Here is a 24,698-nt window from a genome sequence, read left to right as displayed (position 1 = left end):
CACGTACTGGCATCGAGGTGGCGGGAGGCTGTTAGCACTCACCGCCGACGAGTGCTAATAATAGGGTCGGGTGTGGCGCATTTCAAGTGTGGCGATTTGTATTTTTTCGTCCCCCCGCTCAGAACCCGATCCGCAGTGCCAGCCGGAGGGTGCGCGGCTCCAGCGGATGCACCAGCCGACCGTCGATGCCGCCACCGCAGGCGCCGCTGGCCGATTCGCCCCGGGTGCAGGCGCCGCCCCAGTATTCGATGTCGTTGGCCTTGCGGTCGAACAGGTTGAGCACGTCGAGCGTCAACTGGCTGTTGGCGGCAAGGCGATAGCCCACGCGCAGGTTGGCCATCCAGAAGGGCGTGGATTTCTCGCGGCCGGTTTCTTCCAGCGGATAGGCGCCCAGGTAGCGCAGGCGCGCGCCGGCAAACCAGCGCCCGCCGGGGTCCAGCGCCGCGCCCACCGACGCCACCACCGGGATGGCGTTGGGCACGCGGGTGCCGCCGTTGTCCGGATGGGCCTCGCGGAAGCGCGCCTGGGAGAGCGCCAGCGACGTGTCGACGCTCACCCCGGCGGGCAGCGCCAGCGCGTTGCTCCACTCCAGCCCGTGGCGGCGCGAGGCGCCCTTGGGTTCGGTGACGCCTTCGTCGCCGATGAACACCAGCTCGGAGGCCAGCGCCATCTGCCACACCGACACGCTGGTCTGCCAGCCGGGCAGTGGCGTGCTGCGCAGGCCCAGCTCGGCGCCCCGGGCGCGCACCAGCAGCGGCACGCGGCCGATGACGCTGCCGTCGGCCGGGTTGATGCCGCTGGTAGCGCCACGGGCATCGTTGCTGTGGAAGCCCTGCCCCCAGTTGGCGTAGAACTCGGTGGGCGCGGGCAGCGCGAACGGCCCCAGCACCACACCCAACTTGGGGCTGGTTTGCCCGGCGCGGGCCTTGCCGCCGTTGGCCAGATTGAACTCGCCGCCGGTGGCGGTGACGCGGGCATCCACCTCGTCATGGCGCAGGCCCAGGGTGCTGCGCAGCCACGGCTGCCATTGGGTGCGGGCCTCGACGAACAGCGCGGCAGCGGTCTCGACGATCTTGTCCTGGCGCACGGTGGCGCTGCGCTGGCGGTCTTCGGTGGAATACAGGCCCACGCTGCGGATGCGATCCTGCCGCCACTGGAGGCCGGCGGTCAGCTCCGAATCCTTGAAGCCCGGCCCGAGAAACCAGCTGCGGCTGGCCTGCCCACCCCACACCAGGCGGCGGTCGGCCTGCTCGTGCTGGTCGCCGGCCGGCCCGCCGATGAAACCGGAGGGCGCCGCGAACAGGTTGAGGCCGTAGTCGATGAGGTATACGCCGGCCCGGCTGGCCCCGTCGGCATCGGGCTGCGCCCATTCGGCCGACAGGCTGTGGCGGTGGGTGGTGCCGCCGTCGTGGGGCGACAGGGCGCCGAAGCGGCCGATCTCGCCGCTGTCGATGGCCCGCGCCGGCACGTGCTCGGTAGCCGTCCAGCGCGCCGTGTAGCTCATCGCGGTGAGGGCGAAGCCGCTGGCGGCCGTGCCCTCCGACAGGCGCAGCACGGCATTGCGCTTGGTCAGGTTCTCGGGTTGATCCCACGGCCCGTCGTTGCCCGAAGCCTCGAACGCGGCCAGCAGCTGCAGCGCGCCCAGCGGCCGGCTGCCCGCGGCGAGCAGGCGACGGTAGCCGTTGTGGCCCGCGCCGATCTCCGCGAAGGGCGCCGCCAGCTGACGCCGGTAGTCGATGCGCGCCGCGCCGGCGGTGGCAAAGTCGCCGTCCTCGGCGGCGTACACGCCCTTGCGGAAGCGGATGCCGGCGATCAGTTCGGGGATCAGGAAGTTGAGGTCCATGTAGCCCTGACCGTGGGCGTGGCTGGGCATGTTCGCCGGCATACCGGCCACGAAGGTGGCGAAGTCGCTGCCGTGGTCGAGGTTGAAGCCGCGCAGGAAATACTGGTTGGCCTTGCCGTCTCCGGAATGCTGGGTGACGACGAGCCCCGGTACGGTTTCCAGCGCCTCGGCTGGGCGCAGCAGCGGGCGGGCGGCGAGCCGGCGGGCGTCGATCACGCCTTCGGAGGCGGCGTCGGCCACGCCCACCAGATCGCCCCGGTGGCTGCCGACGGTGACCTCGGGCAAGGTCGTTTCGCTGGCGGCGACGAGGCCGGGCAGCAGCGCGACGGCCAGCGCCGTCAGGGGCGTGGGGCGGCTCATGGGCGGAATGCGGGCGCGGCCGGCTCGATGAGGATCAGCTGGCCGGTCTTCGGGTCGCGGAAGACTTCGCCGACCCGGTCCATCCCCGCGCCGACCTGCCCGGTGCCGTCGGCCGGGCGCTCGATGGCGCGGCCTTTGTCCACGGGCTTGGGCTGACTGAGGGCGCCCTGGGTGTTGGCGGCTATCGCGGCCAGCAGGCCGCAGGCGAACACCAGCATTACGTCAACAAGGTTGACCAAACTTGCGCGGGGGTCTTCGTCCCGGTCGTCGAAGCGGGCATCGAGGCGGGAATACAGGCGCAGCCGGCGGCGCGGGGCGTTGACGGCCTTCATTCGGCGCCCTCCATGCCTTCGAGCAGCTCCTCGTACCAGCGGCGGCGCAGCTTGCCCACCACCAGCCCGCCGATACCGGCCACGAGGCCCAGCACGGTGGCGTCGAAGGCCACGGTGACGGCGCTGGCCAGCGCGGCCGGGTTGCCCTGCCCCAGCGCGGCGAGGCCCGGCCCGAGGGGGATGATGGTGGCCATCAGGCCCAGCATGGGCGGGATGCGGGCGAGCAGGTCGGCCCGCTCCAGCCGGTGCCGGGCCACGCGCTGGACGGCGAGCACGTCGTTCATTGCCGCCAGGCGCCGCAGCCCCCACAGGCGTTCGCCCAGGGCGAGGCCGGCTTCGGCAAGGGCGATGGCGCAGGCCGCGACCAGCGCCAGGAGGGCCGGGGTGAGCAGCCAGGTGACGGCTTCATGGAGCCAGGAGAGGGTGTGGTTCATCGGGATTCACCGGTTTGGTTGCGGGTTGGGGAAACGGGCAGGCGCCGGGCGCTCCAGGCGAGGCCCAGCAGGAAGAGCAGCGGGGCGATGGCCAGGGCTGCGGGCGGGATGACGGTGCGCGGGCGATCGGCGGGTGCAGGGCGCACGATCAGCTCGCTCTGGCTGACCGGCGACGGGGCCTCGGCGGGCGTCTCGGGCGACGGCGCGGGCTCGGCCGGCGGCGTGGAGCGGGCCTGCGCCAGGGCCGGCCGCGACCGGGAGCTGGCCGCTGGCGCCGGGTTTGCGGGCACAGCAGCGGGCAGCGTCGCCCCCTGCGCCCGGGCCAGCGCCGCGCCCAGCGCATCGGCGTCGGCGGCGTCGAGGCGCGGGCGCAGCCAGTCCCACATGGGGTGCTTGGGCGCCGCGTGGCCGCTGCCGGGCAGGCCGTTCTTCGCCACCAGCCGGGCCAGCTCGCCGCCCATCTGGCGGATGGTGGCCGCGTCGGCCTGCCAGAAGCCCTTCTCCGCCGCCACCATGAAGATGGCCAGCATGTGGGCCTTCACGTGGGCGTTGTGGCCCTGGGCCAGGAAGCGCGGCAGGCCAAGCTTCTGCTTGTCGTCGAACCACGTCTCCTTCACCTCGTCCCAGGCCCACTGCTGGATGAGGTCGGGCCGTGTCACCTGCCAACCCCACAGGTTCTCGAGGAACGCCTGCCCCATCGTGCGGGCGCCGGCGTAGCCGTGCTTCATCAGGGGCTTGAGCCATTCCGGGTTGAGGTAGCGGCCGCGCAGCTCCGACAGCAGCGCGGTGGCCAGCGGCTCGACCGCCGGGTGGGCCGGGTCGGCGTGCTGCAGGATCAGCCCTTCCGGGCGCCGGCCGGTGAGGGTCTCGACGCCCAGCGACAGGCCGCCCAGGTAGTCGAAGGCGTCGTTGTTGTCGAGGAGGCCGTAGAGGTTGCTGGCGCGGCCGTGGTAGCTGCGGGCGACGCCGGCGAGCGCCGTCTCGAAGGCCACGTGGGCGGCGTCGCCCGCAGCGTCCAGCCCGTAGGCGTGGCCCATCCGGTTGAGGTAGACGCGGCCCAGCTCCTCCCGCTCGCGCCACGCGCCGGAGCGTTCGGCGAGCCGATTGACCCCGGCGCTGTAGGCCCCCGGCGCGTCGCCGAAGATGCGCAACGCCGCCGCCCGGCCGGCCTCGACCGGCGCCAGCCCGCCCTTGGCGAGGGTGTCGGTGCGGCCCAGCCAGGCGCTGGCGGCAACGTTGCCGGCGAGCGGCTCGCGCCCGCGCACGACGCCGCTGCCCAGGGGCGCCAGCGCGGCGGCGAGGGCTTCGGCGAGATCGGGGCGCTGCTCGACCAGCACCTCGGCCGACGCGGCCAGCGCCAGCCGGCCGGCCCGGTCGATCTGGTTGAGCAGGTTGGGGTACAGATCGCGGAACAGGCCCGAGGTGGTCACGATCACGTCGCGCCTTGCCTTGCCGGGCAGGAGGCGCACGTCGGTGACGATGCCGCGGGCGTTCCACACCGGCTCGGCGCCCAGCAGCGACAGGCAGAAGGCGACCATCGCCCCCTCGTCGCGCACCGCGTCGGACGCCCACAGGATCACCGCGTCGCTGTCGGCGCCAGCGCCGGCCTTGCGGGGTCGGGCGCTGGCCTTGTCGGCGAGGCTGGCGCCCAGGGCGTAGCCCAGCCGGGTGGGCAGCAGGTCGCCATCCACGGCATGAAAGTTGCGCCCGGTGGGCAGCGCCTCGGGGGAGCGCAGCGGGTCGTTGCCCTTGCCCGGCGCCACGAAACGCCCGGCCAGCCCGGCCAGCAAGCCGTCCATCTCCAGCCGCGGGGACGCGGCCAGCCTGGCGGCGATGGCCGCGTCGTAGCCGCCCGCCACCTGGGCCATGGAGCCCGCCATCAGGGCCAGGGATTCGGCGCTCCAGTCCTGCCCGAAGACGTGCAGGCCGTGGGGCATGAACTTCTCCTGCAGCTTGGTGAGGTAGTGGCCGATCTCGTGGGCGAGCAGGTCGTCGTCGGCGTCCTCGAAGCCGATGCCGCGCACCGCCAGCACGTCGGCCATCGAGGCTTCCAGCTCGGCGCGCAGGTTGAGGGCCGTCACCTGCTCGCGCATGGTGCGGGCGGCCTGGGCCTTGAGGCGCTCGCTATTGGCGGCCTCGAAGCTCTCCACCACCTGACGCAGCTCCAGCAGTTTGTCGTAGAGCGGCGTGGCCGACAGCGGCGGAGTAAGGTGGTCGACGATCACCGCCAGCCCCCGGCGCTTGGCCTGCACGCCCTCGCCCACCCCGTCGACGATGTAGGGGTAGATGCCCGGCAGGTCGGCGGCGACGAGGCTGGGGTAGTCGTCGGCGGTGAGCCCCACCGCCTTGCCGGGCAGGAACTCGTAAGTCGAATGGCGGCCCAGATGCACCACCGCGTCGGCCCGGAAGCGGTCGCGCAGCCAGTGGTAGAAGGCCAGGTACTGGTGGGGCGGCGACACGCTGGTGTTGGCGTGGAGCAGCTCTTCATCCACCTCCCAGCCCCGCGGCGGCTGCGGCCCGACGAAAACCTTGCCGAAGCTGAGGCCCGGCACCAGCAGCTTGCCGTCCGCCACCATCACCTTGCCCGGCGCAGCGCCCCAGCCGCGCAGGCCCTCGACGCCATAGCCGACGATCCGCCACACCAGCCTCGACAGGCTCTCGCACTTGCGCAGCGGCACGTCGGCAAGGCAGCCGCGGTAGCCGGCTTCGAGCGCCTTCAGGCCGGCGATGGCCTCGGCGCGACGGGGGTGATCCGCGCCTTCGGCCAGATGGTGCAGTTCCTTCATCGCCGACTCGACGCGTTTGCGCCCCAGGCTGCGCTCGCCGGCACGCTCGGCTTCCAGCACCTCGGCGTGGAGCCGGCCCAGGGGGCCGGACACCATCTCGCCGCGCACCCGCTCGGGCAGGCCGGCGAACCACGCCTTGTAATCGGCGGCGCTCACCCCGGCCACCTCGCGGGCGAGTTCGGCCAGCGCGGCCTTGTCCTCGGGCAGATTCACGCCCCGGGCCATGATCCCGTCGAGGAGCGCCTCGGGCGACGCGGGCAGCTCGCCGGTGTCGTAGCCCTCGGCCTTCAGGCGCGTGAGGATGGCGAACAGCGAGGCGGGCACGTCCAGGTTGTCGGCGCCGATGTTCTGCCGGCCGGGCGGGTGGTTGTAGTAGACGATGGCCACCCGCTTGTCGGCGTTGGCCTTGGCCCGCAGTTGCTGCCAGCGGGTGGCGCGCGCCACCAGCCGGGCGATCTCGGCGGCGATGGGCTCGGTGCGGCGCAGCTCGACGCCGGTGAGCGGGTCGATCCGCCCCGCCCCCACCGCCGACACCACGATGGGCTGGCCGATGCCCTGCAGCTCCGGCAGCGCCACCCGGTACTGCACCGAATCCACCGGCAGCCCCTCGGGCGACAGGCGCCACTGGGTGGCGGTGCGCTCGGTGAGGCGGATCGCCTTGATGACCGGCAGATCCAGCTTCTTCAGCGCTTCGGTGACGGCCTCGCGGTTCTCGGCGGCGCCCACCACGAAATCCTGCACCACCACCAACGCCGCCGGCCGGGCCGGGGCGAGGAGTTCGGGCAGGCGCTCGATGGCCTCCCGCGAGGCGCCGCCCCAGCGGGTCAGCACCTCGGCGCAGGGCAGGCCCTGGCGGCGGGATTCGGCGCAGATCGCCGCCGCCGTGCCGGATTCGATGTTGGCGAGATCGAGCACCGCCAGGGCCGGGCCGGCGGGCAGCAGGCCGGCTCGCCAGGCGTCGCCGTCGGTGCGCTCCACCTCGCCGACCCGCAGGCGCAGGGCCGGCTCGGGCAGCGGCGGCGGGAGCGCCGTGCCGGCGAGCAGGTGGGCGTAGAGCCGGGCAAGGTTGTCGGCACCGCCAGCCTGCCAGCTGCGCCGGGCGGCGAGCCAGGCCGCGGCGGGCGGGTGGGCGGCGGCAGCGTCGAGAGCCTCGGCGGGCGGCTGTTCGGCGGCCAGCTGACGCAAGGTGTCGGCGGGAAAATCCGCCAGCGCGCCGGCCGGGCCGCGGCTGTGCAGGTTGAGGCGCTGCTCGCCGTTCATCGCCAGCACGGTGGCCGCACGGCTGGCCGGCAGGGCGTCGATCAGCCGGCGGGCCGGGTCGCCGAAGACGGATACCGCCAGCACCGCGTCGGCGTCGAGCCACTGACGCAGCTGGCGGTCGCTGGCGGCGAGGAGCTGGGCTGGCGTGCGCAGCACGATGCGGTCGCGGGGGTGGCGGGCGAGGTGCTGGCGGGCGCCTTCGACCGCGGCCGGGGCGGCGCGGTCGGTGACGACGCTGAACAGCGTCGCCGCCTGGGCCGGCAGCCCGCCGAACAGAGTGGCCGCCAGCACGGCGCGGGCGATGAGGCGGCAAAAGCCTGGGTGTGGTCGTGACATCCCGTCTCCAAGGGCCGGACGGGGGACGAAGGCTGGCGGAAAGGACGGAACGAAATCGCCAGGCGGGCTGCGCCGGCGGAAGCACGGGCGCCGGACCAGGCCGGCGGACGGACAGGATTCGCTCGCCAGACCCGCACCCCGGGGCTCGGCTGAAACAATGTCCTCGGGCCGGTCTTCTGGCTCGCCGTCGTCCTTCCCCATCCGCCTTCCCGGGCTGGCGCCCAGTGGCATGTGGATGGGGTCGTCTGGCTTACAGCAGCGGGGGCTGCGCCGGAGTGGTCGGACGGCGTGCCGCCGACGTCACCGGACTTCCCGTTTGGCCGTCTCCGCGAAGGCGGATCGGGCACCCGGAGGAACAGGAGCGGCGAGGTTAAGTCAAACCCGGCCGTTCCCGCAAGCCGGACGGCACCCAGCCCCCGCCCGACCACCTCGCCGGCGGCCGCGCACGCGCCCCGAAAGCGGGCGGATAACTGCGACATTCGGTGAAAACCGCACCCATTTTGGGCGCCCTGACAGGTTCTGACAGTAAGCTTTGTCAAAATCTGTATAAATAACAGAAGTAATCAAAGCGGTCGGTTTCGGCGCCATCGAGCCCCCTATAATCAAGCCCGTTCGTCATATCCCGCCGCAAGCTTGGGCGCGATCGACTCAACCCAAACTGGGCTCCAAGAATGGAACGACCCGAACCCGCCTTCCAGACCCCCGACAGCGGCGCGCTGCACCTGCGGGGCGAGGCCGGCCGCCTGCTGGCCCATCTGGAGATGCACCTGGTGCGCCAGCCCGACGACCTGACCGGCCACACCCGGCGGGTGATGATCGCCTGGCGGCTGGGCGACCCGGACGCCATCTACGGCGCCCTGGTGGATCTGTTCATCGCCCTGGCCGAGCGGGGAGTGGGGCTGAAGTCCGCCATGCTGTCGCGGACGGCCCTGCAGCTCGGTCCGTCCCAGCGCCGATTCCTGGCCAGCCACCTGGCCAGCGGGGTCCGTGCCGACGAGCCCGTACAACCTCCGGCCAGCCGCTCGGTGCTCACCCGCGGCCTGGTCGGGATGGCCAGCCCGGCCCTTTGACCGCCCTTGGGAGATGCCCATGATGACCGCCCAGCCTACGCTCCGCCTCTGCCACGCCGGCATGGACAGCCGCTCGCTGTACGCCTTCGAGATCTTCCTCTCGCGCGTCGACACCCGGGCCTGCCAGATCACCGATGAAGCCGCCGCCGACGTGGCCTTCATCGACATCGACAACGACCTGGGCCGCTACCTGCTCGAGGGCCACCGCCTGCTCTACCCGGGCCGCCCGCTGATCGTAAGCACCCAGAAGCCGGCCCTCCACGACGACCCGCTGACCATCGCCGTCACCAAACCGGTGGGGCTGGCGGCCTTCTCCGCCGCCCTCGAACGGGCCCGCGGCCTGCTGCCGCCGCCCCCCCCGGCGGTCGAGGCCCCGCTCACCGAATCGCCGGCCCTCGCCCCCCCGGCAGCCGACGCCGCCCAGGCCGAACCGGCCGCGGCGCTGGCCGAAGCCGTCAGCGACGACGCCGACAACATCCCCGACGAACTCCCGGTCGAAATGCTCTTCAACCGCACCGAACCCCGCCCCGCCAACGCCGACCCGGTGGCCCTGCTGCGCCAGCTCGAGGAGCGCCTGTCCACCTTCTACGTGGGCTCCATGCCCGACGTCGATCTGGACGACCCCGCCGCCCGCGCCGCGATCTACTACGCCCCGGAGCAGTTCCTGCAGGGCGAGATCGCCCGCGCCCTCGCCCACGCCCGGGAGATCCACCGCCCGGTGCGCATCGACGACGCCAGCGGCACCGCGCTCTACCTCGACCCCGTCTCCGGCAAGGCCCTGCAGGCACGCAGCACCAACGCCATGCGCGCCCTGGCCCAGCTACCCACCCGCGGCACGGTGCGGATGAGCCGGGTCGACCCGAAGGACGCCGGGCGGATGGGCGCGCTGGAGCAGCGCCCCCTCGAAGCCCTCGAATGGGACGTGGCCCTGTGGGCCTCCCGCGGGCGCCTGCCGCGCGGCACCAACCTCGACTACCCGGTCCGCCTGCACAGCTGGCCCAACCTCACCCGCCTCGCCGTGCCGCCCGAAGCCATGCGCATCGCCGGCCTGTGGTCGCGCAGCAGCTACAGCCTGCGCGACACCGTGCGGGTGCTGGGCGTGCCCCAGCGCTACGTGTTCGCCTTCTACAGCGCCTGCCACGCCCTCGGCCTGGTCGAGCTGGCCGCCACGCCGTCGGCCATCGCCGCCGCCCGCATCATCGGCAGCCGCCACGCCGCGGCCGAAACCGCCGAAAGCGCGGCGCCGATGCGGGGGCTGTTCAAGCGCATCCTTGGCAAGCTGCTCGGCGCCCGCCTCGGAGAAGCTGCCGCAGGCTGACCCCGCGCCGATGAGCCACTACAAGATCATCTTTGCCGGCCCGGTCGGAGCCGGCAAGACGACGGCCGTCACCGCCGCCAGCGACATCCCGCCGGTCCGAACCGACGCCTCCGCCTCCGACGAGGTCCGCGACCTCAAGCCCAACACCACCGTGGCGCTCGATTACGGCGCCATGAAGCTGGCCGACGGCAGCACCATCCACCTCTACGGCACGCCGGGCCAGCAGCGCTTCGACTTCATGTGGGAGATCCTCACCGAAGGCGGCATCGCGCTGATCCTGCTGATCGACAACTCCCGCGGCGACCCCCTCAAGGAGCTGCGCTTCTACCTGGGCGCCTTCAGCGGCTTCATCCGCAAGACCGCGGTGGCCATCGGCGTCACCCACGTGGACCTGTGCAACACCCCGCGGCTCACCGACTACCAGCTCGAACTGGAGCGCGCCGGCTTCGGCTGCGTGCCGGTGTTCGAGGTGGACGCCCGCGCCCGCCGCGACGTGTGCCTGCTCATCGAAGCGGTGCTCAGCGTCATCGACCCGGTAGCCAGCGCCTGACCCAGGCCATGGAAACGCCGCGCCGCCACTACCTGCTGCCCACCCCCGCGGGGGCCTACTTCGCCGCCGCAGCCCAGGCCGAAGACCGCCTGCGCGGCTTCATCCGCCTGCTCTTCGCCCAGCCCACCGCCCCCGCCTGGAACGACGAGGACGACGGCTTCGTGCGGCGGCTCGCCTCGGTGGGCTGGATCCAATACCTCGACGCCCCCCGCTGCGCCCCCCGCGACACCATCGAGACCGCGCTCCAGAGCCTGCTGCCGCCCCTCTCCGGCAACCGCTGCGCCGTCCTCGCCGACGCCCACGGCTTTCACCTTGCCGGCACCGGCTTCAGCACCGCCCAAGCCGAATCCCTCGCCGCCCTCTCGGCCGATCTGGCCAGCCTCTACAACCGCCACCGCCGCCTCATCGGCCAGGATCTGCGGATGTACGGCAGCGCCTGGTCCATCCCCGACGCCGCCGGCCACAGCCAGATCGGCTTCTGGCCGCTCTACGTGGGCAGCCACCGCTTCGTGCTGATCCTCGCCGGCGTACCCCACCTCAACCAGCCCGAGCTGGTCGACCTGGTGTGGCTGCTCCACCAGCGCTACGGCCCCCTCGCCAGCGCGTTGCCCGCCATCGCCGACAGCACCCTGGCCGGCTGACACACCCCGCCACCCCCATGCAAGCCTGACGCAAGGAAGCGGTCAGGTCAGGGACAGACTCGGCACCTAGACTGGGCACCCGGTCATCGCTGCCCGCTGGAATGCCCCTGCCCTCCGCCCTCCGCCGCCTCGGCCGGCACCTGCTCACCGCCGCGCTGCTGCTGCCCGCCGCCGGCCAGGCCCTCGCCGCCGACACCCCGCCCCTCAGCCTGCCCGACGCCGAAAAGCGCCTCCTCGACGCCAACCCAGCCATCCTCCAGGCCCGCGCCGCGCTGGCCGGCGCCCGGGCCGGCATCGACATCGCCGGCGCCCGGCCCAACCCCGTGCTCACCGCCGCGGTGACCAGCATCAACCCCGCCCGCAACGGCAGCGGCGGCTACTGGGAGCGCCCGATGGACAGCGTGCTGCGGGTGGACCAGACCATCGAGCGCGGCGACAAGCGCGACCTGCGCCTCAACGCCGCCGAACGCAACCTCGCCGCCACCGGGCTCGACCTCGACAACACCATCCGCCTCGCCCGTATCGAGCTGGCCAGCGCCTGGGTCGATCTGCGCGCCGCCCGCGAAGTGCGCCGCATCGCCGACGAGAACGCCGCCCTCGCCCGCCGCACCGCCGACGCCGCCGAACTGCGCGGCAAGGCCGGCGATCTGGCCGGGGTGGACGTCGCCCGCTTCGCCGCCGACGCCGCCCGGGTCGCCAACGACGCCGTGCAGGCCGAACTCACCCTCGCCCGCGCCCGCATCGCCCTGGCCCGGCTGCTGGGCAACCGCCTGCCCGCCGACAGCCTCGACACCACCGACGACTGGCCCGGCGACGAAACGATCACCCCCGCCCCCGCCGACGCCGAACGGGCGGACATCCTCGCCGCCCGCCAGCGCGTGGCCCAGGCCGGCGCCCTGCGCGAGCTGGCCCGCGCCCAGCGCACCCGCGACGTCTCGGTGGGCCTGCAGTACGAGCACTACCCGCCCGACGGGCGCAACACCTACGGCTTCAGCGTCTCGGTGCCGCTATTCCTCGGCTACGACTACCGGGGCGACATCGCCCGGAGCGAAGCCGACTACACCGCCGCCGAACAGCAGCTCGACGCCACCCGTCAGGCCGTGGCCAGCGAGCAGGCCGGCCTGCAGGCCGACTACGCCGCCGCCCGCCGCCGCCACGCCCGCCTGCGCGACGTGGTGCTGCCCGCCGCCGAACGGGCCGGCCGCGGCGCCGACGTCGCCATCCAGAAGGGCGGCATGAGCCTCACCGACTACCTCGACACCCAGCGCAACCTGCGCGCCGCGCGCATCGAAGCCATCCAGGCCCGGGCCGACGTCGCCCGCGCCGCCCTGCTGCTGCGCCTGGCCGGAGCCACCCCATGAAACGCACGCCCCTCATCGTCGTCCTGGTCGCCGCGATTGCCGCCGGCGCCTGGCACCTGCGCCCCGACGCCCCCGCCAAGCCCGACGAACCCGCCATCCAGCGCCCCTCCGCCGAACCCGGCGTGCTGCGCTTCCCCACCGCCGCCCCCCAGCTCGCCCAGATCAAGACCGACCGGGCCGCCCTCGCCCCGGTGCCGATGGACGAACCCCTGGCCGCCCGCATCAGCTACGACGAGAACGCCACCGCCCGGCTGATCGCCCCCATCGCCGGCCGGGTCGTCGAGATCCACGCCAACATCGGCGACACCGTGAAGGCCGGCACCGTGCTTGCCGTACTCGACGCCCCCGAGCTGGGCACCGCCACCGCCGATCTGGCCAAGGCCCAGGCCGACGCCCAGCAGAAGAAATCCGCCCTCGACCGGGCCCGCAGCCTCTACCAGGCCGAAGTCATCGCCCGCCGCGACCTGGAATCCGCCCAGTCCGACGCCCAGCAGGCCCAGGCCGAAGTCGAGCGCGCCCGCCTACGCCTGGCCAACCTCACCCCTGGCGGCAGCGTCGCCGCCGGCAGCCAGCGCTACCCGCTGCGCGCGCCCATCGCCGGCGTGGTCGCCACCCGGCACATCAACCCGGCCATGGAGGCCCGCCCCGACAACCCCGAGCCCCTCTTCGTCGTCACCGACATGAGCCGCCTGTCAGTGCTGGTGGATGTGCCCGAGCGCGACCTGCCCATCGTCACCGTGGGCAAGTCGGCCCAGGTCGAGGTTTCCGCCTACCCCCACCGCAACTTCACCGGCAAGGTGGTGCACGTCGCCCCCACCCTCGACCCCCAGACCCGCCGCATCCAGGCCCGGGTGGCCGTGGACAACCGCGAGGGCCTGCTCAAGCCCGAGATGTACGCCAAGGTCGCCATCCTGGCCGACAGCAAGGAAGAGCTGCCCAAGATCCCCACCGGCGCCCTGCTCGTGGAGGGCGTGAAGAACTACGTCTTCGTCGAGCGCGACGCCGGCGTGTTCGAGAAGCGCGAAGTCACCCTCGCGGTGCAGACCCGCAGCCACGCCTACGTCTGGAGCGGGGTGAAGAGCGGCGACAAGGTGGTCAGCGTGGGGGCGCTGCTCCTCAACGCCGAACTGGCCAGCAGCTCCCGCTGACGAGCCGCCGCCATGTTCGACACCCTCATCACCCTCGCCCTGCGCCAGCGGGCCTTCATCCTCATCGCCGCCGCGGTGCTGCTCGGCTACGGCCTGTACGCCGTCAACCAGATCTCCATCGAAGCCTTCCCGGACGTGCAGGACGTGCAGGTCCAGGTCGTCACCCAGGCCATCGGCGTGGCCCCCGAGGAGGTCGAGCGCACCATCTCGCTGCCCATCGAACGCGAGATGAGCGGCGTGCCGGGCATGACCCAGCTGCGCTCGGTGTCGATCACCGGCCTGTCGGTGGTCACCCTCACCTTCAACGACAAGACCGGCGACTACTTCGCCCGCCAGCAGGTGCTCGAACGCCTGCAGAACGTCTCGCTCCCGCCGGGCGCCCAACCGGTGCTGGCGCCGCTCACCACCGCCGTCGGCGAGATCTACCGCTACGTGCTCGACGCCCCGCCCACCGCCGACCGGGAAGAGATCCGCGCGGTGCAGGACTGGACGGTGCGCCCGGCCCTGCGCATGGTGCCGGGCATCGCCGACGTGGTGAGCTTCGGCGGCGCGATCCGCGAAGTGCAGGTGCGCATCGACCCCGAGCTGCTGCGCAAGTACGCGGTGAGCCTGGGCGACGTCACCCAGGCCCTCAACGCCGCCAGCGCCAACGGCAGCGGCGGCCTGCTCCCCCGCGGCGACGAAGCCCTGGTGGTGCGCACCCTCGGCCTGTTCCAGAGCCTCGACGACGTGCGCGACGTGGTGGTGGTGGCCCGCGAAGGCAAGCCGGTGCGCATCAGCGACGTGGCCGAAGTGGTGGCCGGCTTCCGCCCTCGCTCCGGCGTCGTGGCCTTCAACGACCGGGACGACGTGGTCGAGGGCATCGTCCAGATGACCAAGGGCGGCAACGCCGGCAAGATCGTCGAAGCCCTCAAGCTCAAGGTGGACGAGGTCAACGCCCGCCTGCCCGAAGGCTTCCGCCTGCGCCCGATCTACCAGCGCACCGAACTCATCGGCCACACCGTCGCCACCGTGGCCGAAAACCTGCTGGTCGGCGCGGTGCTCGTCACCGCCATCCTGCTGGCCTTCCTGCGCAACCTGCGGGCGGCGATCATCGTCGCCGCGGTGATCCCCCTGTCGCTGCTGTTCGCCTTCATCCTGATGCACGCCATGGGCGTGTCCGCCAACCTCATCTCCCTGGGCGCGGTGGACTTCGGCGTCATCATCGACAGCGCGGTGGTGATGGTCGAGGCGCTGATGGTGCGCCTGGCCGCCGACGCCCACGCCGAACACCACGGCATCGCCTCGCCGGTGGGCCGCCGCATCCACGCCCTCAAGCAGACCTGCGTCGAGCTGGGCTCGCCGATCATGTTCTCGAAGGCCATCATCATCGTCGCCTTCCTGCCGATCTTCACCTTCCAGCGCATGGAAGGGCGGATCTTCACCCCGGTGGCGCTAACCCTCTCCTTCGCCCTGCTCGGCGGCCTGCTCCTGACCCTCACCCTGGTGCCCACGCTGCTCTCCTACGCCCTCAACAAGGACGACATGGCCGAAAAGGAGAGCCCCTGGCTGCACCGCCTGCAGGCGCGCTACCGGGCGCTGCTGGTCAAGCTCCAGGCCCGCCGCCGGGCGGTGGTGGCAGGCTCGCTGCTGTGCCTGGCCGCCGCGCTGGGCCTCGCTCCGCTGCTGGGCTCCGAGTTCCTGCCCAAGCTCGACGAAGGCAACATCTGGCTCACCATCAGCCTGCCCCAGTCGTCCGGCCTCACCAACACCAAGGAGGTCGAGCGCAAGGTGCGCGCGGTGCTGTCCACCTACCCCGAGGTGAAGGCGGTCATCACCCACGTCGGCCGCCCCGACGACGGCACCGACCCCAAGGGCCCCAACAACATCGAGATCCTGGTGGACCTCAAGCCCCGCAGCGAATGGCGCTTCGCCACCAAGGACGCGCTGGTGGACAGCATGTCCGGCCGCCTCGAAGCCATCCCCGGCCTGCCCACCAACTTCTCCCAGGTGATCCAGGACAGCGTCGAGGAATCCCTCTCCGGCGCCAAGGGCGAGATCGCGGTGAAGGTCTTCGGCCCCAACCTGGAGGTGCTCGAAGCCAAGGGCCGCCAGATCGCCGGGGTGCTGGGCCGCATCGAAGGCTCGGCCGACGTGGCCGCCCTGCCGGTGGGCGGCCAGAGCGAGGTGGACATCCGCCTGCGCCGCGAAGCCCTGGCCCGCTACGACATCAACGTCACCGACGTGAACGCGATGATCCAGACCGCCCTGGGCGGCAGCGCCGTCAACGCCTTCTACGAGGGCGAGCGCCGCTACGACGTCACCCTGCGCTTCGGCCCCCAGTTCCGCGACCAGGTGGACGACATCGCCAACCTGCCGGTGGCCCTGCCCGACGGGCACGGCAGCATCCCCCTGGGCGACCTGGCCGACGTGGAGCTGCGCCAGGGCGCCTCCCGCATCCAGCGCGAGGCCGGCAGCCGCGCCGTGATCGTCAAGGCCAACCTGCGCGGCCGCGACCAGGGCAGCTTCGTCGCCGAAGCCCAGAAGAAGGTCGCCGCCGAAGTCAGCCTGCCGGCCGGCTACACCGTCGCCTGGGGCGGCCAGTTCGAGAACCAGCAGCGCGCCATGGCCCGCCTCAAGCTGATCGTCCCGATCACCCTCGGGCTGATCTTCTCGTTGCTGTTCTGGGCCTTCCGCGACGTGCGCCCGGCCCTGCTGGTGCTGTCGATGGTGCCCTTCACCCTGATCGGCGGCTTCGCCGGGCTGGGGCTGGCCGGGCTGCACCTGTCGGTGTCGGCGGCGGTGGGCTTCATCGCGGTGGCCGGCATCTCGGTGCAGAACGGCGTAATCATGGTCGAGCAGGTCATCGAGATCGCCCGCCGCGGCGCCACCCGCTCCGAGGCCATCCTCGACGGCGCCATGCTGCGCCTGCGCCCCATCGTGATGACCGCCCTGATGGCCGGCCTGGGCCTGCTGCCCGCCGCGCTGTCCCACGGCATCGGCTCCGAAACCCAGCGCCCCTTTGCAGTGGTGATCGTTGGCGGCATCATCAGCGCCACGGTGTTCACCCTGCTCCTGCTGCCCGTCCTGCTGTCCTACGGCGGCGCCAAGGACCGGCCGCGAAAGGACGCCCGGCCCTAACCCCCCAACCCGACCTCCGCCCATGCGCATCCTCATCGTCGAAGACGACCCCCTGCTTGCCGACGGCGTCGCCCAGCTGCTCCGCGGCGCCGGCTACACCGCCGACTTCGTGGGCAGCGCCGAGCTGGCCGAGGCCGCCGTCGCCGCCGAGAAGTTCGACCTGCTGGTGCTCGACATCGGCCTGCCCGGCATGGACGGGCTGGAGCTGCTGTCTCGCCTGCGGGCCCGCCACAACCCGATCCACGTGCTCATGCTCACCGCCCGCGACGCCCTGAACGAGCGCGTGCGCGGCCTCAACCTGGGCGCCGACGACTACCTCACCAAACCCTTCGCGGCGGTCGAGCTGCTCGCCCGGGTCAATGCCCTGGTGCGCCGCAGCCGCGGCCAGAGCGGCCAGCGCCGCGAATTCGGCCCCCTGGTGCTGGACGAGGAGGCCCACCGCGCCTGGCTCTCCGGCCTGCCCCTCGACCTGCCCCAGCGGGAATGGGCGATCCTCCAGTTCCTCCTCGACAACCTGGAGCGGGTGCTCAGCAAGGAGCGCATCGTCGCCGCCGTGTGCAGCTGGGACAAGGACATGAGCGAGAACGCCGTGGAGGTCTACGTCTCGCGCCTGCGCGCCAAGCTCGAGCCCGCCGGCATCCGCATCCGCACCGTGCGCGGTCTGGGCTACATGCTCGAAGACCTGCCCCATGACGCGAAGCCTGCGTAAATCCCTGCTCCTGTGGCTGCTGCTGCCGGCAGCCCTGGCCATCGTCACCTTCCTGCCGCTGGCCTACCACCTGGTCCACCGGCCGGCCATGGAGGCCCTCGACCAGGCCCTGGCCGACGCCAGCCTGGCGCTGATCCCGCACCTCGAAGTCGTCGACGGCGAGCCCCGCTTCGTCTTTCCGCCCGCTGCCGAGCAGGTGCTGCGCACCGACCGGGTGGACGACATCTACTACCTGATCCTCGGCCCGGGCGACCGCTTCATCGCCGGCGACGCCGGCCTGCCCCACGAGGCCAGCCCCGACGAAGCCGTGCACGGCGACCGGGTCAGCTTCGACGCCCACTTCCGCGGCCACCGGGTGCGCGTCATCGCCATCCACCGCCAGATCTCCGGCGAGCCCTTCGTCTTCGTCACCGCCGAAACCACCCGCAAGCGCGACCAGCTCAAGATCGACCTGGCCGTGGCCCTGCTACTGCCGCTGATGTTCTTCGCGGTGGCCACCGGCGTCACCATCTGGTTCGGCGTGCACCACGCCCTGCTGCCGGTCGAGGGCATCCGCCGCGCCCTGCACGGCATGGAACACCGGGCCCTGCTACCGCTGGACGAGAGCGCCGCCCCCATCGAGATCCGCCCCCTCGTCACCGAATTCAATCAGGTGCTCGACCGGCTGGAGCAGGCCGCCGAAGCCCAGCAGCGCTTCGTGGCCAACGCCGCCCACCAGCTTCGCACCCCGCTCGCCGGCATCCGCACCCAGCTCGAACTGCTCCAGCGCGAACCCGACGCCACCGAACGCGACGCCCGCACCCGCCACTGCGTGGGCGCCATCGAGCGGCTGGGCCACCTCATCAACCAGATGCTGGTGCTCCTGTCCGCCGAACCCGGCGGCCGGCACACCAACCTCGCCACCCCGGTCGCCCTGCCCGAGCTGATCCGCGAGCGCAGCCCCGAGTGGATCCGCCTCGCCGAAGCCCGCGGCCTCGACCTGGGCTTCGAGCTGGAACCCGCCCGGGTCAACGGCGACCGCCTGCTGCTGGGCGAGATGATCGCCAACCTCGTCGCCAATGCCCTCAACTACACCCCTGCCCCGGGCGAGGTCACCGTGCGCAGCCGCACCGACGGCGGCCACAGCCTGATCGAGGTGGAAGACACCGGCCCCGGCATCCCCGCCGCCGCCCGCCGGCAAGTCTTCGAGCGCTTCTTCCGCCTCCCCGACGCCAGCCACCCGGGCAGCGGCCTGGGTCTCGCCATCGTCCGCGAGATCGCCCACGGCGCCGGCGGCGAGGTGGCCATCCACGACACCCCCGATGCGCGCGGCGTGCTGCTGCGGGTCAGCCTGCCCGCCTTCGCCGACGGCCCCGACGAAAAACCCGCGTAACGCGTTACCATCGGCGTCCTTGGTATTTCCACGGGATTTCCCATGCGCGGCCACTTCGCAGCCACCGCCCTCATCCTCATCGGCGTCGTCGCCCTGGGGATCAACCTCGAGCTGTTCGAGCTCGACTTCGTCCGGCTGGCCCGCACCTGGTGGCCGCTGGTCCTGATCGCCCTCGGCGTCGGGCTGTTCCTCACCCCCGGCGAGCGCAACCGGCCCGACTGAGCCGTTCCCCCCTACGGGGAAAATCCCCGGCCGGCTAAAGTACGCCGGCCCCGGTCCGTTATCCGGGCATACTCCGCTCAGATAACCCGCCCCGTGATTCCCGCCCGCTCCAGTTCCGCCGACCGCGCCGGACTCTTCGTCCTCGTCGCCGGCCTCGCCGCTGCCCTGCTCGTCGCCTTCCTGGCGGTGCGCAACCAGACGGAGCAGCGCGCCACCGAGCAGGTCGAGCAAGGCGCCCGCCTCGTCAAGGCCCTCACCGCGATCCCCAAGGAGGGCCTGGTGCCCGCCCCCGGCCGCCCCAACCCCCTCGCCACGGTGCTGCGCGCCCACGGCAACGCCGATCTGGCCTACGGCCTGGTCACCGACCCCCAGGGCCAGCCCCTCTCCGAAGTCACCGCCCCCGGCCTCACCCCCAGCGCCCAGCCCCTGGCCGCCGACAAGCCGGCCGAATGGTTCGGCCACCGCCCCGTGGATAGCGGCGTGGCCGGGCTCGAGCTGATCGAGTTCCACGGCCCGCTGCTCCAGGGCGGCCGCCTCGAAGGCTTCGTGCGGGTCGCCTTCCGCGCCCCCACCCTCGGCTTCGACCCTCGCCAGATCCCCTTCCTGGCCGGGCTGGCGCTGCCGGTGCTGCTCCTCGTGCCGCTGTTCTTCTTCATGCTGCGCAGCCAGCTGCGACCGCTCCAGGCGGTCAGCCAGCGGGTCGAGCAGCTGGCCGCCGGCGCCCCGCCCGACGCTGCCGGCGACCCCGCCACCCGCGATCTGGTTGCCCGTTTCGGGCGCTTCCTGGACGCCACCGAGAAACGTATCCGCGAACTCGAAGCCGGCCGCGGCGACGCCGAAACCGCCATCAAGCTGCTCGGCTACAAGCGCGAGAAGGTCGAGAGCGCCCTCGAAACCCTGCCCGACGGCGTGCTGGTGCTGGACGAAGGCAGCCTCACCGTTTTCGCCAACACCACGGTCGGCCCGCTGCTGTCGGCCGACCCCGCCGCCCTGGTCGGCAAGCGCCCCACCGAATGGCCGGTGGACGACGCCATCCTGCGCGCCCTCACCCCGCTGCTCGGGGGGCAAGCCCACTCCGCCAGCCAGCACGCCGACTTCCACCCGGACGGCAACGAGAGCCGCCGGGTCAGCGTGTGGGCCCTGCCCCTGTTCGCCCCGCGCGACGCCAGCCGCCGCCTGGGCTCGCTCATCGTCCTGCGCGAGACCACCGACCAGATGCTGGCCGCCCGCGCCCGGGACGAGTTCATCGCCCACGTCGCCCACGAACTCAAGACCCCGCTGGCCAACATCGCCCTCTACGGCGAGCTGCTGCGGGACGACCCGGCCCTGCCCGCCGACACCCGCGTCGAAGCCATCAACACCGTCTGCGACGAATCCCGGCGCGCCGCCGCCCTCATCGGCAACCTGCTCAACATCTCGCGCATCGAGGCCGGCAGCATCGTGATCGACCGCCAGCGGGTGCGCCTGGCCGACCTGCTCACCGACTGCATGGAGCAGCTGCGCCACACCGGCGCCGCCCGCGACCTGCGCCTGCACGTCGAGGTACCGCCCGACCTGCCCCCGGTCGAGCTGGACAAGGACCTGCTGCGCATCGCCCTGAACAACCTGCTCACCAACGCCGCCAAATACAACCGGGCCGGCGGTGAGATCAATCTGTCGGCCGACGAGAGCGACGAGCGCATCGCCATCACCGTGCAGGACAGCGGGATCGGCATCGCCGCCGCCGACCTGCCCCGGGTGTTCGACAAGTTCTACCGCTCCGCCGACCGCGAGGCCGTCGCCCGCGGCGGTCACGGGCTGGGCCTGTATCTGGCGCGGCAGATCGTCGAGCTGCACCAGGGCCAGATCGAGGTGACCAGCCAGCCCGGCCAGGGCACCCGCTTCACCCTGAGCTTCCGTAAACCCCACGTCCTGCTGAGGGCCGCATGAAACGTCTCCTCGTCGTCGACGACGAACCCCACGTGGCCCGCGTGCTCCGCGTGAGTCTGGCCAAGGAAGGCTGGCAGATCGACCTCGCCCACGACGGCGCCGAAGCCCTCGACGCCGTCGCCGCCAACCCGCCCGACGCCCTCATCACCGACATCCAGATGCCCGGCATGGGCGGCGAGGAGCTGTGCCGCCGGCTCTACGCCGACGGCAGCCGGCCAGCCTTCCCGGTACTGGTGATGACCTCCATGACCGCCCGCGACCAGCGCAGCTGGGCCCAGGAACTGGGCGGCATCGAGTTCCTCGAGAAGCCGGTCAGCCCCCGGCGCATCGCCACCCTGCTCGGCCAGATGGTCGCCCGGGAGCCCGCCGATGACTGACCCGCGCGCCGACGAACTCGCCCGCTACGGGCGCTGGCTCAAGCGCGGCGTGGGCGAAGCCTTCAGCGCCGCCATCGGCAGTGCCGCCGGCGGGCTGCTGTGGTCCGACGGCGACCCCACCGCGCTGGGCGACGCCCTGGCCGCCTGCAACGCCGCGCCGGCCGGCGGCGACGGCATGCGCCGCCTGAAGACCGGCACGGGCGTGGCCTACGTGAGCCCCGCCCCGCTACCCGACGGCGCCGGCCCCGGCTGGCTGATCGCCGTGCCCCGGGACGACGCTGCCCCCTTCGGCATCGAGCTGGACGCGGTGGCCGAAACCATGGCCGACGTGGCCGCCACCCTCGCCGACCGCAACAGCCTGGGCGCCGAGATGGACGTGCTGGCCGCCGAGCTGGCCGAACGCTACGAAGAACTCCACCTCTTCTACGACATCGACCGCCACCTGGCCAAACAGGATCTGGGCGCCGAGGTGCTGCAGGATCTGCTCAAAAGCTGCGCCGAGCAGCTCAACGCCGACGTGGCCTGCTTCGTGCGCCCGGCCGAAAACCTCACCGTCTCCGCCACCAACCTCAGCAAGCCCATCCACAACCTCGACCTGGTGCTGGTGGAGATGCGCGGCGACCTGTTCCGCTTCGTCTCGTCGAGCCGCGCCACGGTCGTCCTCAACGGCATGGACGACTCCCGCCGGCCCTACATCTTCACCGACATGCCCTACAAGGTGCTGGCCTGCCCGGTGTTCCAGGGCCTCGAGATGCCGGCCATGCTCACCCTCCTCAACCACCAGGACAAACCCGACTTCACCAACAGCGACCGCCGCCTGGGCGAGGTGATGGCCCACCAGATCTCCAACGTGATGCACATGGGCGAGATGTTCGCCGAGATGCGCCGCTTCACCGAGCAGATGGCCGCCGCCCTGATCGAGGCCGTCGAGGCCAAGGACCCGTACACCCGCGGCCACTCCGAGCGGGTGCACCTGCTGTCGATGCGCCTGGGCGAAGCCCTGCGCCTGCGCGCCGAGGAGATGGAAAACCTGCACTGGGGCTCGCTGCTGCACGACGTGGGCAAGATCGGCATCCCCGACGCCGTGCTGTGCAAGCCCGGCCGGCTCACCAACGACGAGTACACCTTCATCAAGGTGCACCCCGAGCGCTCCTACGAGATCCTGCGTCACGTGGACCGCCTGAAAGGCGCCCTCGCCGGCGCCCGCCACCACCAGGAAAAATTCGACGGCACCGGCTACCCCCACGGCCTGCGCGGCTCCGACATCCCGCTGCTGGCCCGGATCATCGCCGTGGCCGACACCTACGACAGCATCACCAGCTCCCGCGCCTACCGGGCCGGCAGCACCCACGAGGCCGCGGTGCGGGAGATGCGCCGGGTCGGCAGCAGCCAGCTCGACCCCGAGCTGCTCGAACGCTTCCTGCGCCTGTGCGACGAAGACCCCGCCATGCTGCTCAAAATGGGCATCCGACGGGAGTGCGACGATCGCTAACCCCATCGTCCGCACCCGCGCGGGCACCCTCACCTACCTCGCCCCCGAAGGCGCGCTCCACGACACCGAAGCGGTGGGCGCCCTGGGCAACGCCATCGACGCCTGCGCCGCCGAGTACGAACTGCGCATCGTGCTCGATCTGGGCAAGGTCTCGCTGCTCTCCAGTCAGGCCCTCGCCCAGCTCCTTGCCGGCAGCGCCCGCCTCGCCAGCCTGGGCGGCTGGCTGCGCCTCACCGCGCCCAACCCCCTCATCGGCGACATCCTGATCGCCACCGGGCTCGACCGGCGCATCGAGATCTTCGACAGCGGCGGCCCCGACTCCCGCCCCCTGCCGCCCCCCGCCGCCCCCAGCGGCCAGCGCCTTGGCGACATCCTCACCCAGCGCGGCCTCGCCACCGCCGAACAGCTCGCCGAAGCCGCCCGGCTGCAGCGCCAGCTTGGCCTGCGCATCGGGCGCATCCTCATCGAGAAGGGCTGGGTGCCCGAGCACGAGCTGCTCCAGGCCCTGTCGGCCCAGCTCGGGGTGCCCTACCTCGCCATGCGCCCGGGCCTCTTCGACCCCGCCATCGCCGACGCCCTGCCCCAGGACATGGCCCGCCGGCTGGGCGTGCTGCCCCTGTTCCGGATCGGCAACGAACTCACCCTCGCCACCACCGACCCGCAATCCATGCCGGTGGCCGACGAGATCGAGCGGGCCAGCGGCTGCCGCCTGCGCTGGGTGCTGGCCGGCGCCGACGCGATCCAGAAATGCCTGTTCGAGGCCTACTCCGGCTCCGCCTACGACCCCGACCTGATCGACGGCAACACCATGGATCTGGAGGTGATCGAGAACACCGGCCAGGCCGGCGACACCACCACCATCGACGAGCTGGCCGCCGGCAGCCCGGTCATCAACCTGGTCAACGCCGTCATCCAGCGGGCCATCCACGACAACGCCAGCGACATCCACCTGGAACTCTTCCGCACCAAGGCGCGGGTGCGCTTCCGCATCGACGGCGTGCTGTACGAGGTGATGAACCCCCGCGCCGACCTCTTCCCGGCCCTCGTGTCGCGCCTCAAGGTGATGGCCAACCTGGACATCGCCGAACGCCGCCTGCCGCAAGACGGGCGCATCCAGGTGTCCACCAAGGGACGCACCGTGGACCTGCGCTTCTCGTCCCTGCCCGGCATCTACGGCGAAAAGGTGGTGCTGCGGGTGCTCGACAAGGGCACCACGGTGCTCGACCTGCACCGCCTCGGCCTGGCCGAAGGCAACCTCTCGCGCTTCCGCCGGCTGCTGGCCCGCAGCCACGGCCTGCTGCTCGTCACCGGCCCCACCGGCAGCGGCAAGACGACCACCCTCTACGGCGCCATCGACCACCTGCGCAGCATCGAGAAGAACATCGTCACCATCGAAGACCCGGTGGAATACCAGCTCGACATCATCAACCAGAACCAGGTGAACGAGGCGGTGGGCCTCACCTTCCCGCGCATCCTGCGCCATGTGCTGCGGCAGGACCCGGACATCATCATGGTCGGCGAGATCCGCGACCGCCAGACCGCCGAGATCGCCGTGCAGGCCGCCCTCACCGGCCACCTCGTGCTATCCACCCTCCACACCAACGACGCCGTGGGCGCCGTGGCGCGGCTGGTGGACATGGGCGTCGAGCCCTACCTGCTGTCGTCGGCGCTGATCGGCGTGATGGCCCAGCGCCTCGTGCGGCGCATCTGCCCGGAATGCCGCAGCACCTACATCGCCCCGCCCGAGCTGGTCGAACGCTTCGGCTGGGAGGCCCGCGGTCAGGTGATGCTGGCCCGCGGCCGGGGCTGCCGCAACTGCTACGACAGCGGCTACAAGGGCCGGCTGGCGATCCACGAACTCATCGAGATCGACCGCCCGCTGCAGAGCCTGATCGTCGCCGACGCCGGCTACGAAGCCCTCAGCGACCACGTCCGGCGCGGCCCCACCCCGGGCCTCTTCGACGACGGGCTCGACCGGGTGCTGGCCGGCCACACCACGCTGGAGGAAATCTCCCGCGTGGTGCTGCTGGAGTAATCC

At 72.1% G+C, this 24,698-nt stretch carries 18 protein-coding genes and 1 riboswitch; of the genes, 14 read left to right on the top strand and 4 right to left on the bottom strand.

All coding sequences use genetic code 11. The features are described 5' to 3' along the window. Positions 1 to 118: 118 nt before the first annotated feature. Genes ACE3N6_RS09250 through ACE3N6_RS09235 form a run of 4 tightly spaced genes read right to left on the bottom strand, consistent with a single transcriptional unit; the run spans position 119 to position 7,351 of the window. On the bottom strand, positions 119 to 2,203 hold the full coding sequence (locus ACE3N6_RS09250; protein ID WP_374245029.1) for a TonB-dependent receptor: 2,085 nt from the start codon (positions 2,201 to 2,203) through the stop codon (positions 119 to 121). Then, complete coding sequence (locus ACE3N6_RS09245; protein WP_374245027.1) at positions 2,200 to 2,535, bottom strand: hypothetical protein; 336 nt, start codon at positions 2,533 to 2,535, stop codon at positions 2,200 to 2,202. The genes ACE3N6_RS09250 and ACE3N6_RS09245 overlap by 4 nt, the downstream gene beginning before the upstream one ends. Next, positions 2,532 to 2,969, bottom strand: coding sequence for a MotA/TolQ/ExbB proton channel family protein (locus ACE3N6_RS09240; protein ID WP_374245025.1), 438 nt, complete (start codon positions 2,967 to 2,969; stop codon positions 2,532 to 2,534). Before ACE3N6_RS09240 ends, ACE3N6_RS09245 begins: the two co-directional genes overlap by 4 nt. After that, positions 2,966 to 7,351 (bottom strand): cobaltochelatase subunit CobN, encoded by a 4,386-nt coding sequence (locus ACE3N6_RS09235; RefSeq protein WP_374245023.1) that lies wholly within the window; start codon positions 7,349 to 7,351, stop codon positions 2,966 to 2,968. Before ACE3N6_RS09235 ends, ACE3N6_RS09240 begins: the two co-directional genes overlap by 4 nt. 148 nt (positions 7,352 to 7,499) lie before the next feature. Next, a riboswitch (cobalamin riboswitch) is annotated at positions 7,500 to 7,717 on the bottom strand. A gap of 305 nt (positions 7,718 to 8,022) precedes the next feature. Here ACE3N6_RS09235 and ACE3N6_RS09230 point away from each other — a divergent pair. The 14 genes from ACE3N6_RS09230 (at position 8,023) to ACE3N6_RS09165 (ending at position 24,695) form a co-directional block, all read left to right on the top strand. Further along, positions 8,023 to 8,421: a hypothetical protein gene (locus ACE3N6_RS09230; RefSeq protein WP_374245021.1), complete on the top strand. Its 399-nt coding sequence runs from the start codon at positions 8,023 to 8,025 to the stop codon at positions 8,419 to 8,421. Positions 8,422 to 8,440: 19 nt separating this feature from the next. Beyond that, positions 8,441 to 9,739, top strand: coding sequence for a hypothetical protein (locus tag ACE3N6_RS09225; protein ID WP_374245019.1), 1,299 nt, complete (start codon positions 8,441 to 8,443; stop codon positions 9,737 to 9,739). A gap of 10 nt (positions 9,740 to 9,749) precedes the next feature. After that, positions 9,750 to 10,289 (top strand): ATP/GTP-binding protein, encoded by a 540-nt coding sequence (locus ACE3N6_RS09220; protein WP_374245017.1) that lies wholly within the window; start codon positions 9,750 to 9,752, stop codon positions 10,287 to 10,289. 8 nt (positions 10,290 to 10,297) lie between these two features. Beyond that, a complete protein-coding gene (locus tag ACE3N6_RS09215) occupies positions 10,298 to 10,930 on the top strand; it encodes a roadblock/LC7 domain-containing protein (RefSeq protein ID WP_374245015.1) in 633 nt (210 codons plus the stop codon). Between the two features lie 101 nt (positions 10,931 to 11,031). Further along, positions 11,032 to 12,291 (top strand): TolC family protein, encoded by a 1,260-nt coding sequence (locus tag ACE3N6_RS09210; protein ID WP_374245013.1) that lies wholly within the window; start codon positions 11,032 to 11,034, stop codon positions 12,289 to 12,291. Beyond that, the gene (locus tag ACE3N6_RS09205; protein ID WP_374245011.1) at positions 12,288 to 13,439 is read left to right on the top strand and encodes an efflux RND transporter periplasmic adaptor subunit; all 1,152 of its coding nucleotides are present in this window, start codon (positions 12,288 to 12,290) and stop codon (positions 13,437 to 13,439) included. The genes ACE3N6_RS09210 and ACE3N6_RS09205 overlap by 4 nt, the downstream gene beginning before the upstream one ends. A gap of 12 nt (positions 13,440 to 13,451) precedes the next feature. Further along, positions 13,452 to 16,559 carry an efflux RND transporter permease subunit gene (locus ACE3N6_RS09200; RefSeq protein WP_374245009.1) on the top strand — a complete coding sequence of 1,036 codons (3,108 nt, stop codon included), beginning with the start codon at positions 13,452 to 13,454 and terminating at the stop codon, positions 16,557 to 16,559. Positions 16,560 to 16,581: 22 nt separating this feature from the next. After that, positions 16,582 to 17,268: a response regulator gene (locus ACE3N6_RS09195; protein WP_374245007.1), complete on the top strand. Its 687-nt coding sequence runs from the start codon at positions 16,582 to 16,584 to the stop codon at positions 17,266 to 17,268. Further along, complete coding sequence (locus tag ACE3N6_RS09190) at positions 17,249 to 18,640, top strand: sensor histidine kinase (RefSeq protein ID WP_374245005.1); 1,392 nt, start codon at positions 17,249 to 17,251, stop codon at positions 18,638 to 18,640. Before ACE3N6_RS09195 ends, ACE3N6_RS09190 begins: the two co-directional genes overlap by 20 nt. Before the next feature lie 42 nt (positions 18,641 to 18,682). Next, a complete protein-coding gene (locus ACE3N6_RS09185; protein ID WP_374245003.1) occupies positions 18,683 to 18,862 on the top strand; it encodes a LiaI-LiaF-like domain-containing protein in 180 nt (59 codons plus the stop codon). Between the two features lie 93 nt (positions 18,863 to 18,955). Beyond that, positions 18,956 to 20,791 (top strand): ATP-binding protein, encoded by a 1,836-nt coding sequence (locus ACE3N6_RS09180; RefSeq protein WP_374245001.1) that lies wholly within the window; start codon positions 18,956 to 18,958, stop codon positions 20,789 to 20,791. Further along, on the top strand, positions 20,788 to 21,168 hold the full coding sequence (locus ACE3N6_RS09175) for a response regulator (protein WP_374244999.1): 381 nt from the start codon (positions 20,788 to 20,790) through the stop codon (positions 21,166 to 21,168). The genes ACE3N6_RS09180 and ACE3N6_RS09175 overlap by 4 nt, the downstream gene beginning before the upstream one ends. Then, positions 21,161 to 22,660: an HD-GYP domain-containing protein gene (locus tag ACE3N6_RS09170; protein ID WP_374244997.1), complete on the top strand. Its 1,500-nt coding sequence runs from the start codon at positions 21,161 to 21,163 to the stop codon at positions 22,658 to 22,660. The genes ACE3N6_RS09175 and ACE3N6_RS09170 overlap by 8 nt, the downstream gene beginning before the upstream one ends. Positions 22,661 to 22,733: 73 nt before the next feature. Next, positions 22,734 to 24,695 carry an ATPase, T2SS/T4P/T4SS family gene (locus tag ACE3N6_RS09165; protein WP_374244995.1) on the top strand — a complete coding sequence of 654 codons (1,962 nt, stop codon included), beginning with the start codon at positions 22,734 to 22,736 and terminating at the stop codon, positions 24,693 to 24,695. The last annotated feature ends 3 nt before the right edge of the window (positions 24,696 to 24,698 follow it).

Source organism: Zoogloea sp. (assembly GCF_041904905.1).
Taxonomy (GTDB): Bacteria; Pseudomonadota; Gammaproteobacteria; order Burkholderiales; family Rhodocyclaceae; genus Zoogloea.
Note: the sequence above shows the minus strand (reverse complement) of the source record. Positions and strands in the feature narration are given on the sequence as shown.

Excerpts from the sequence above, each read along its gene's own strand:
- ACE3N6_RS09250 (WP_374245029.1), bottom strand. The coding sequence starts at position 2,203 with ATGAGCCGCCCCACGCCCCTGACGGCGCTGGCCGTCGCGCTGCTGCCC.
- ACE3N6_RS09245 (WP_374245027.1), bottom strand. The coding sequence starts at position 2,535 with ATGAAGGCCGTCAACGCCCCGCGCCGCCGGCTGCGCCTGTATTCCCGC.
- ACE3N6_RS09240 (WP_374245025.1), bottom strand. The coding sequence starts at position 2,969 with ATGAACCACACCCTCTCCTGGCTCCATGAAGCCGTCACCTGGCTGCTC.
- ACE3N6_RS09235 (WP_374245023.1), bottom strand. The coding sequence starts at position 7,351 with ATGTCACGACCACACCCAGGCTTTTGCCGCCTCATCGCCCGCGCCGTG.
- ACE3N6_RS09230 (WP_374245021.1), top strand. The coding sequence starts at position 8,023 with ATGGAACGACCCGAACCCGCCTTCCAGACCCCCGACAGCGGCGCGCTG.
- ACE3N6_RS09225 (WP_374245019.1), top strand. The coding sequence starts at position 8,441 with ATGATGACCGCCCAGCCTACGCTCCGCCTCTGCCACGCCGGCATGGAC.
- ACE3N6_RS09220 (WP_374245017.1), top strand. The coding sequence starts at position 9,750 with ATGAGCCACTACAAGATCATCTTTGCCGGCCCGGTCGGAGCCGGCAAG.
- ACE3N6_RS09215 (WP_374245015.1), top strand. The coding sequence starts at position 10,298 with ATGGAAACGCCGCGCCGCCACTACCTGCTGCCCACCCCCGCGGGGGCC.
- ACE3N6_RS09210 (WP_374245013.1), top strand. The coding sequence starts at position 11,032 with ATGCCCCTGCCCTCCGCCCTCCGCCGCCTCGGCCGGCACCTGCTCACC.
- ACE3N6_RS09205 (WP_374245011.1), top strand. The coding sequence starts at position 12,288 with ATGAAACGCACGCCCCTCATCGTCGTCCTGGTCGCCGCGATTGCCGCC.
- ACE3N6_RS09200 (WP_374245009.1), top strand. The coding sequence starts at position 13,452 with ATGTTCGACACCCTCATCACCCTCGCCCTGCGCCAGCGGGCCTTCATC.
- ACE3N6_RS09195 (WP_374245007.1), top strand. The coding sequence starts at position 16,582 with ATGCGCATCCTCATCGTCGAAGACGACCCCCTGCTTGCCGACGGCGTC.
- ACE3N6_RS09190 (WP_374245005.1), top strand. The coding sequence starts at position 17,249 with ATGACGCGAAGCCTGCGTAAATCCCTGCTCCTGTGGCTGCTGCTGCCG.
- ACE3N6_RS09185 (WP_374245003.1), top strand. The coding sequence starts at position 18,683 with ATGCGCGGCCACTTCGCAGCCACCGCCCTCATCCTCATCGGCGTCGTC.
- ACE3N6_RS09175 (WP_374244999.1), top strand. The coding sequence starts at position 20,788 with ATGAAACGTCTCCTCGTCGTCGACGACGAACCCCACGTGGCCCGCGTG.
- ACE3N6_RS09170 (WP_374244997.1), top strand. The coding sequence starts at position 21,161 with ATGACTGACCCGCGCGCCGACGAACTCGCCCGCTACGGGCGCTGGCTC.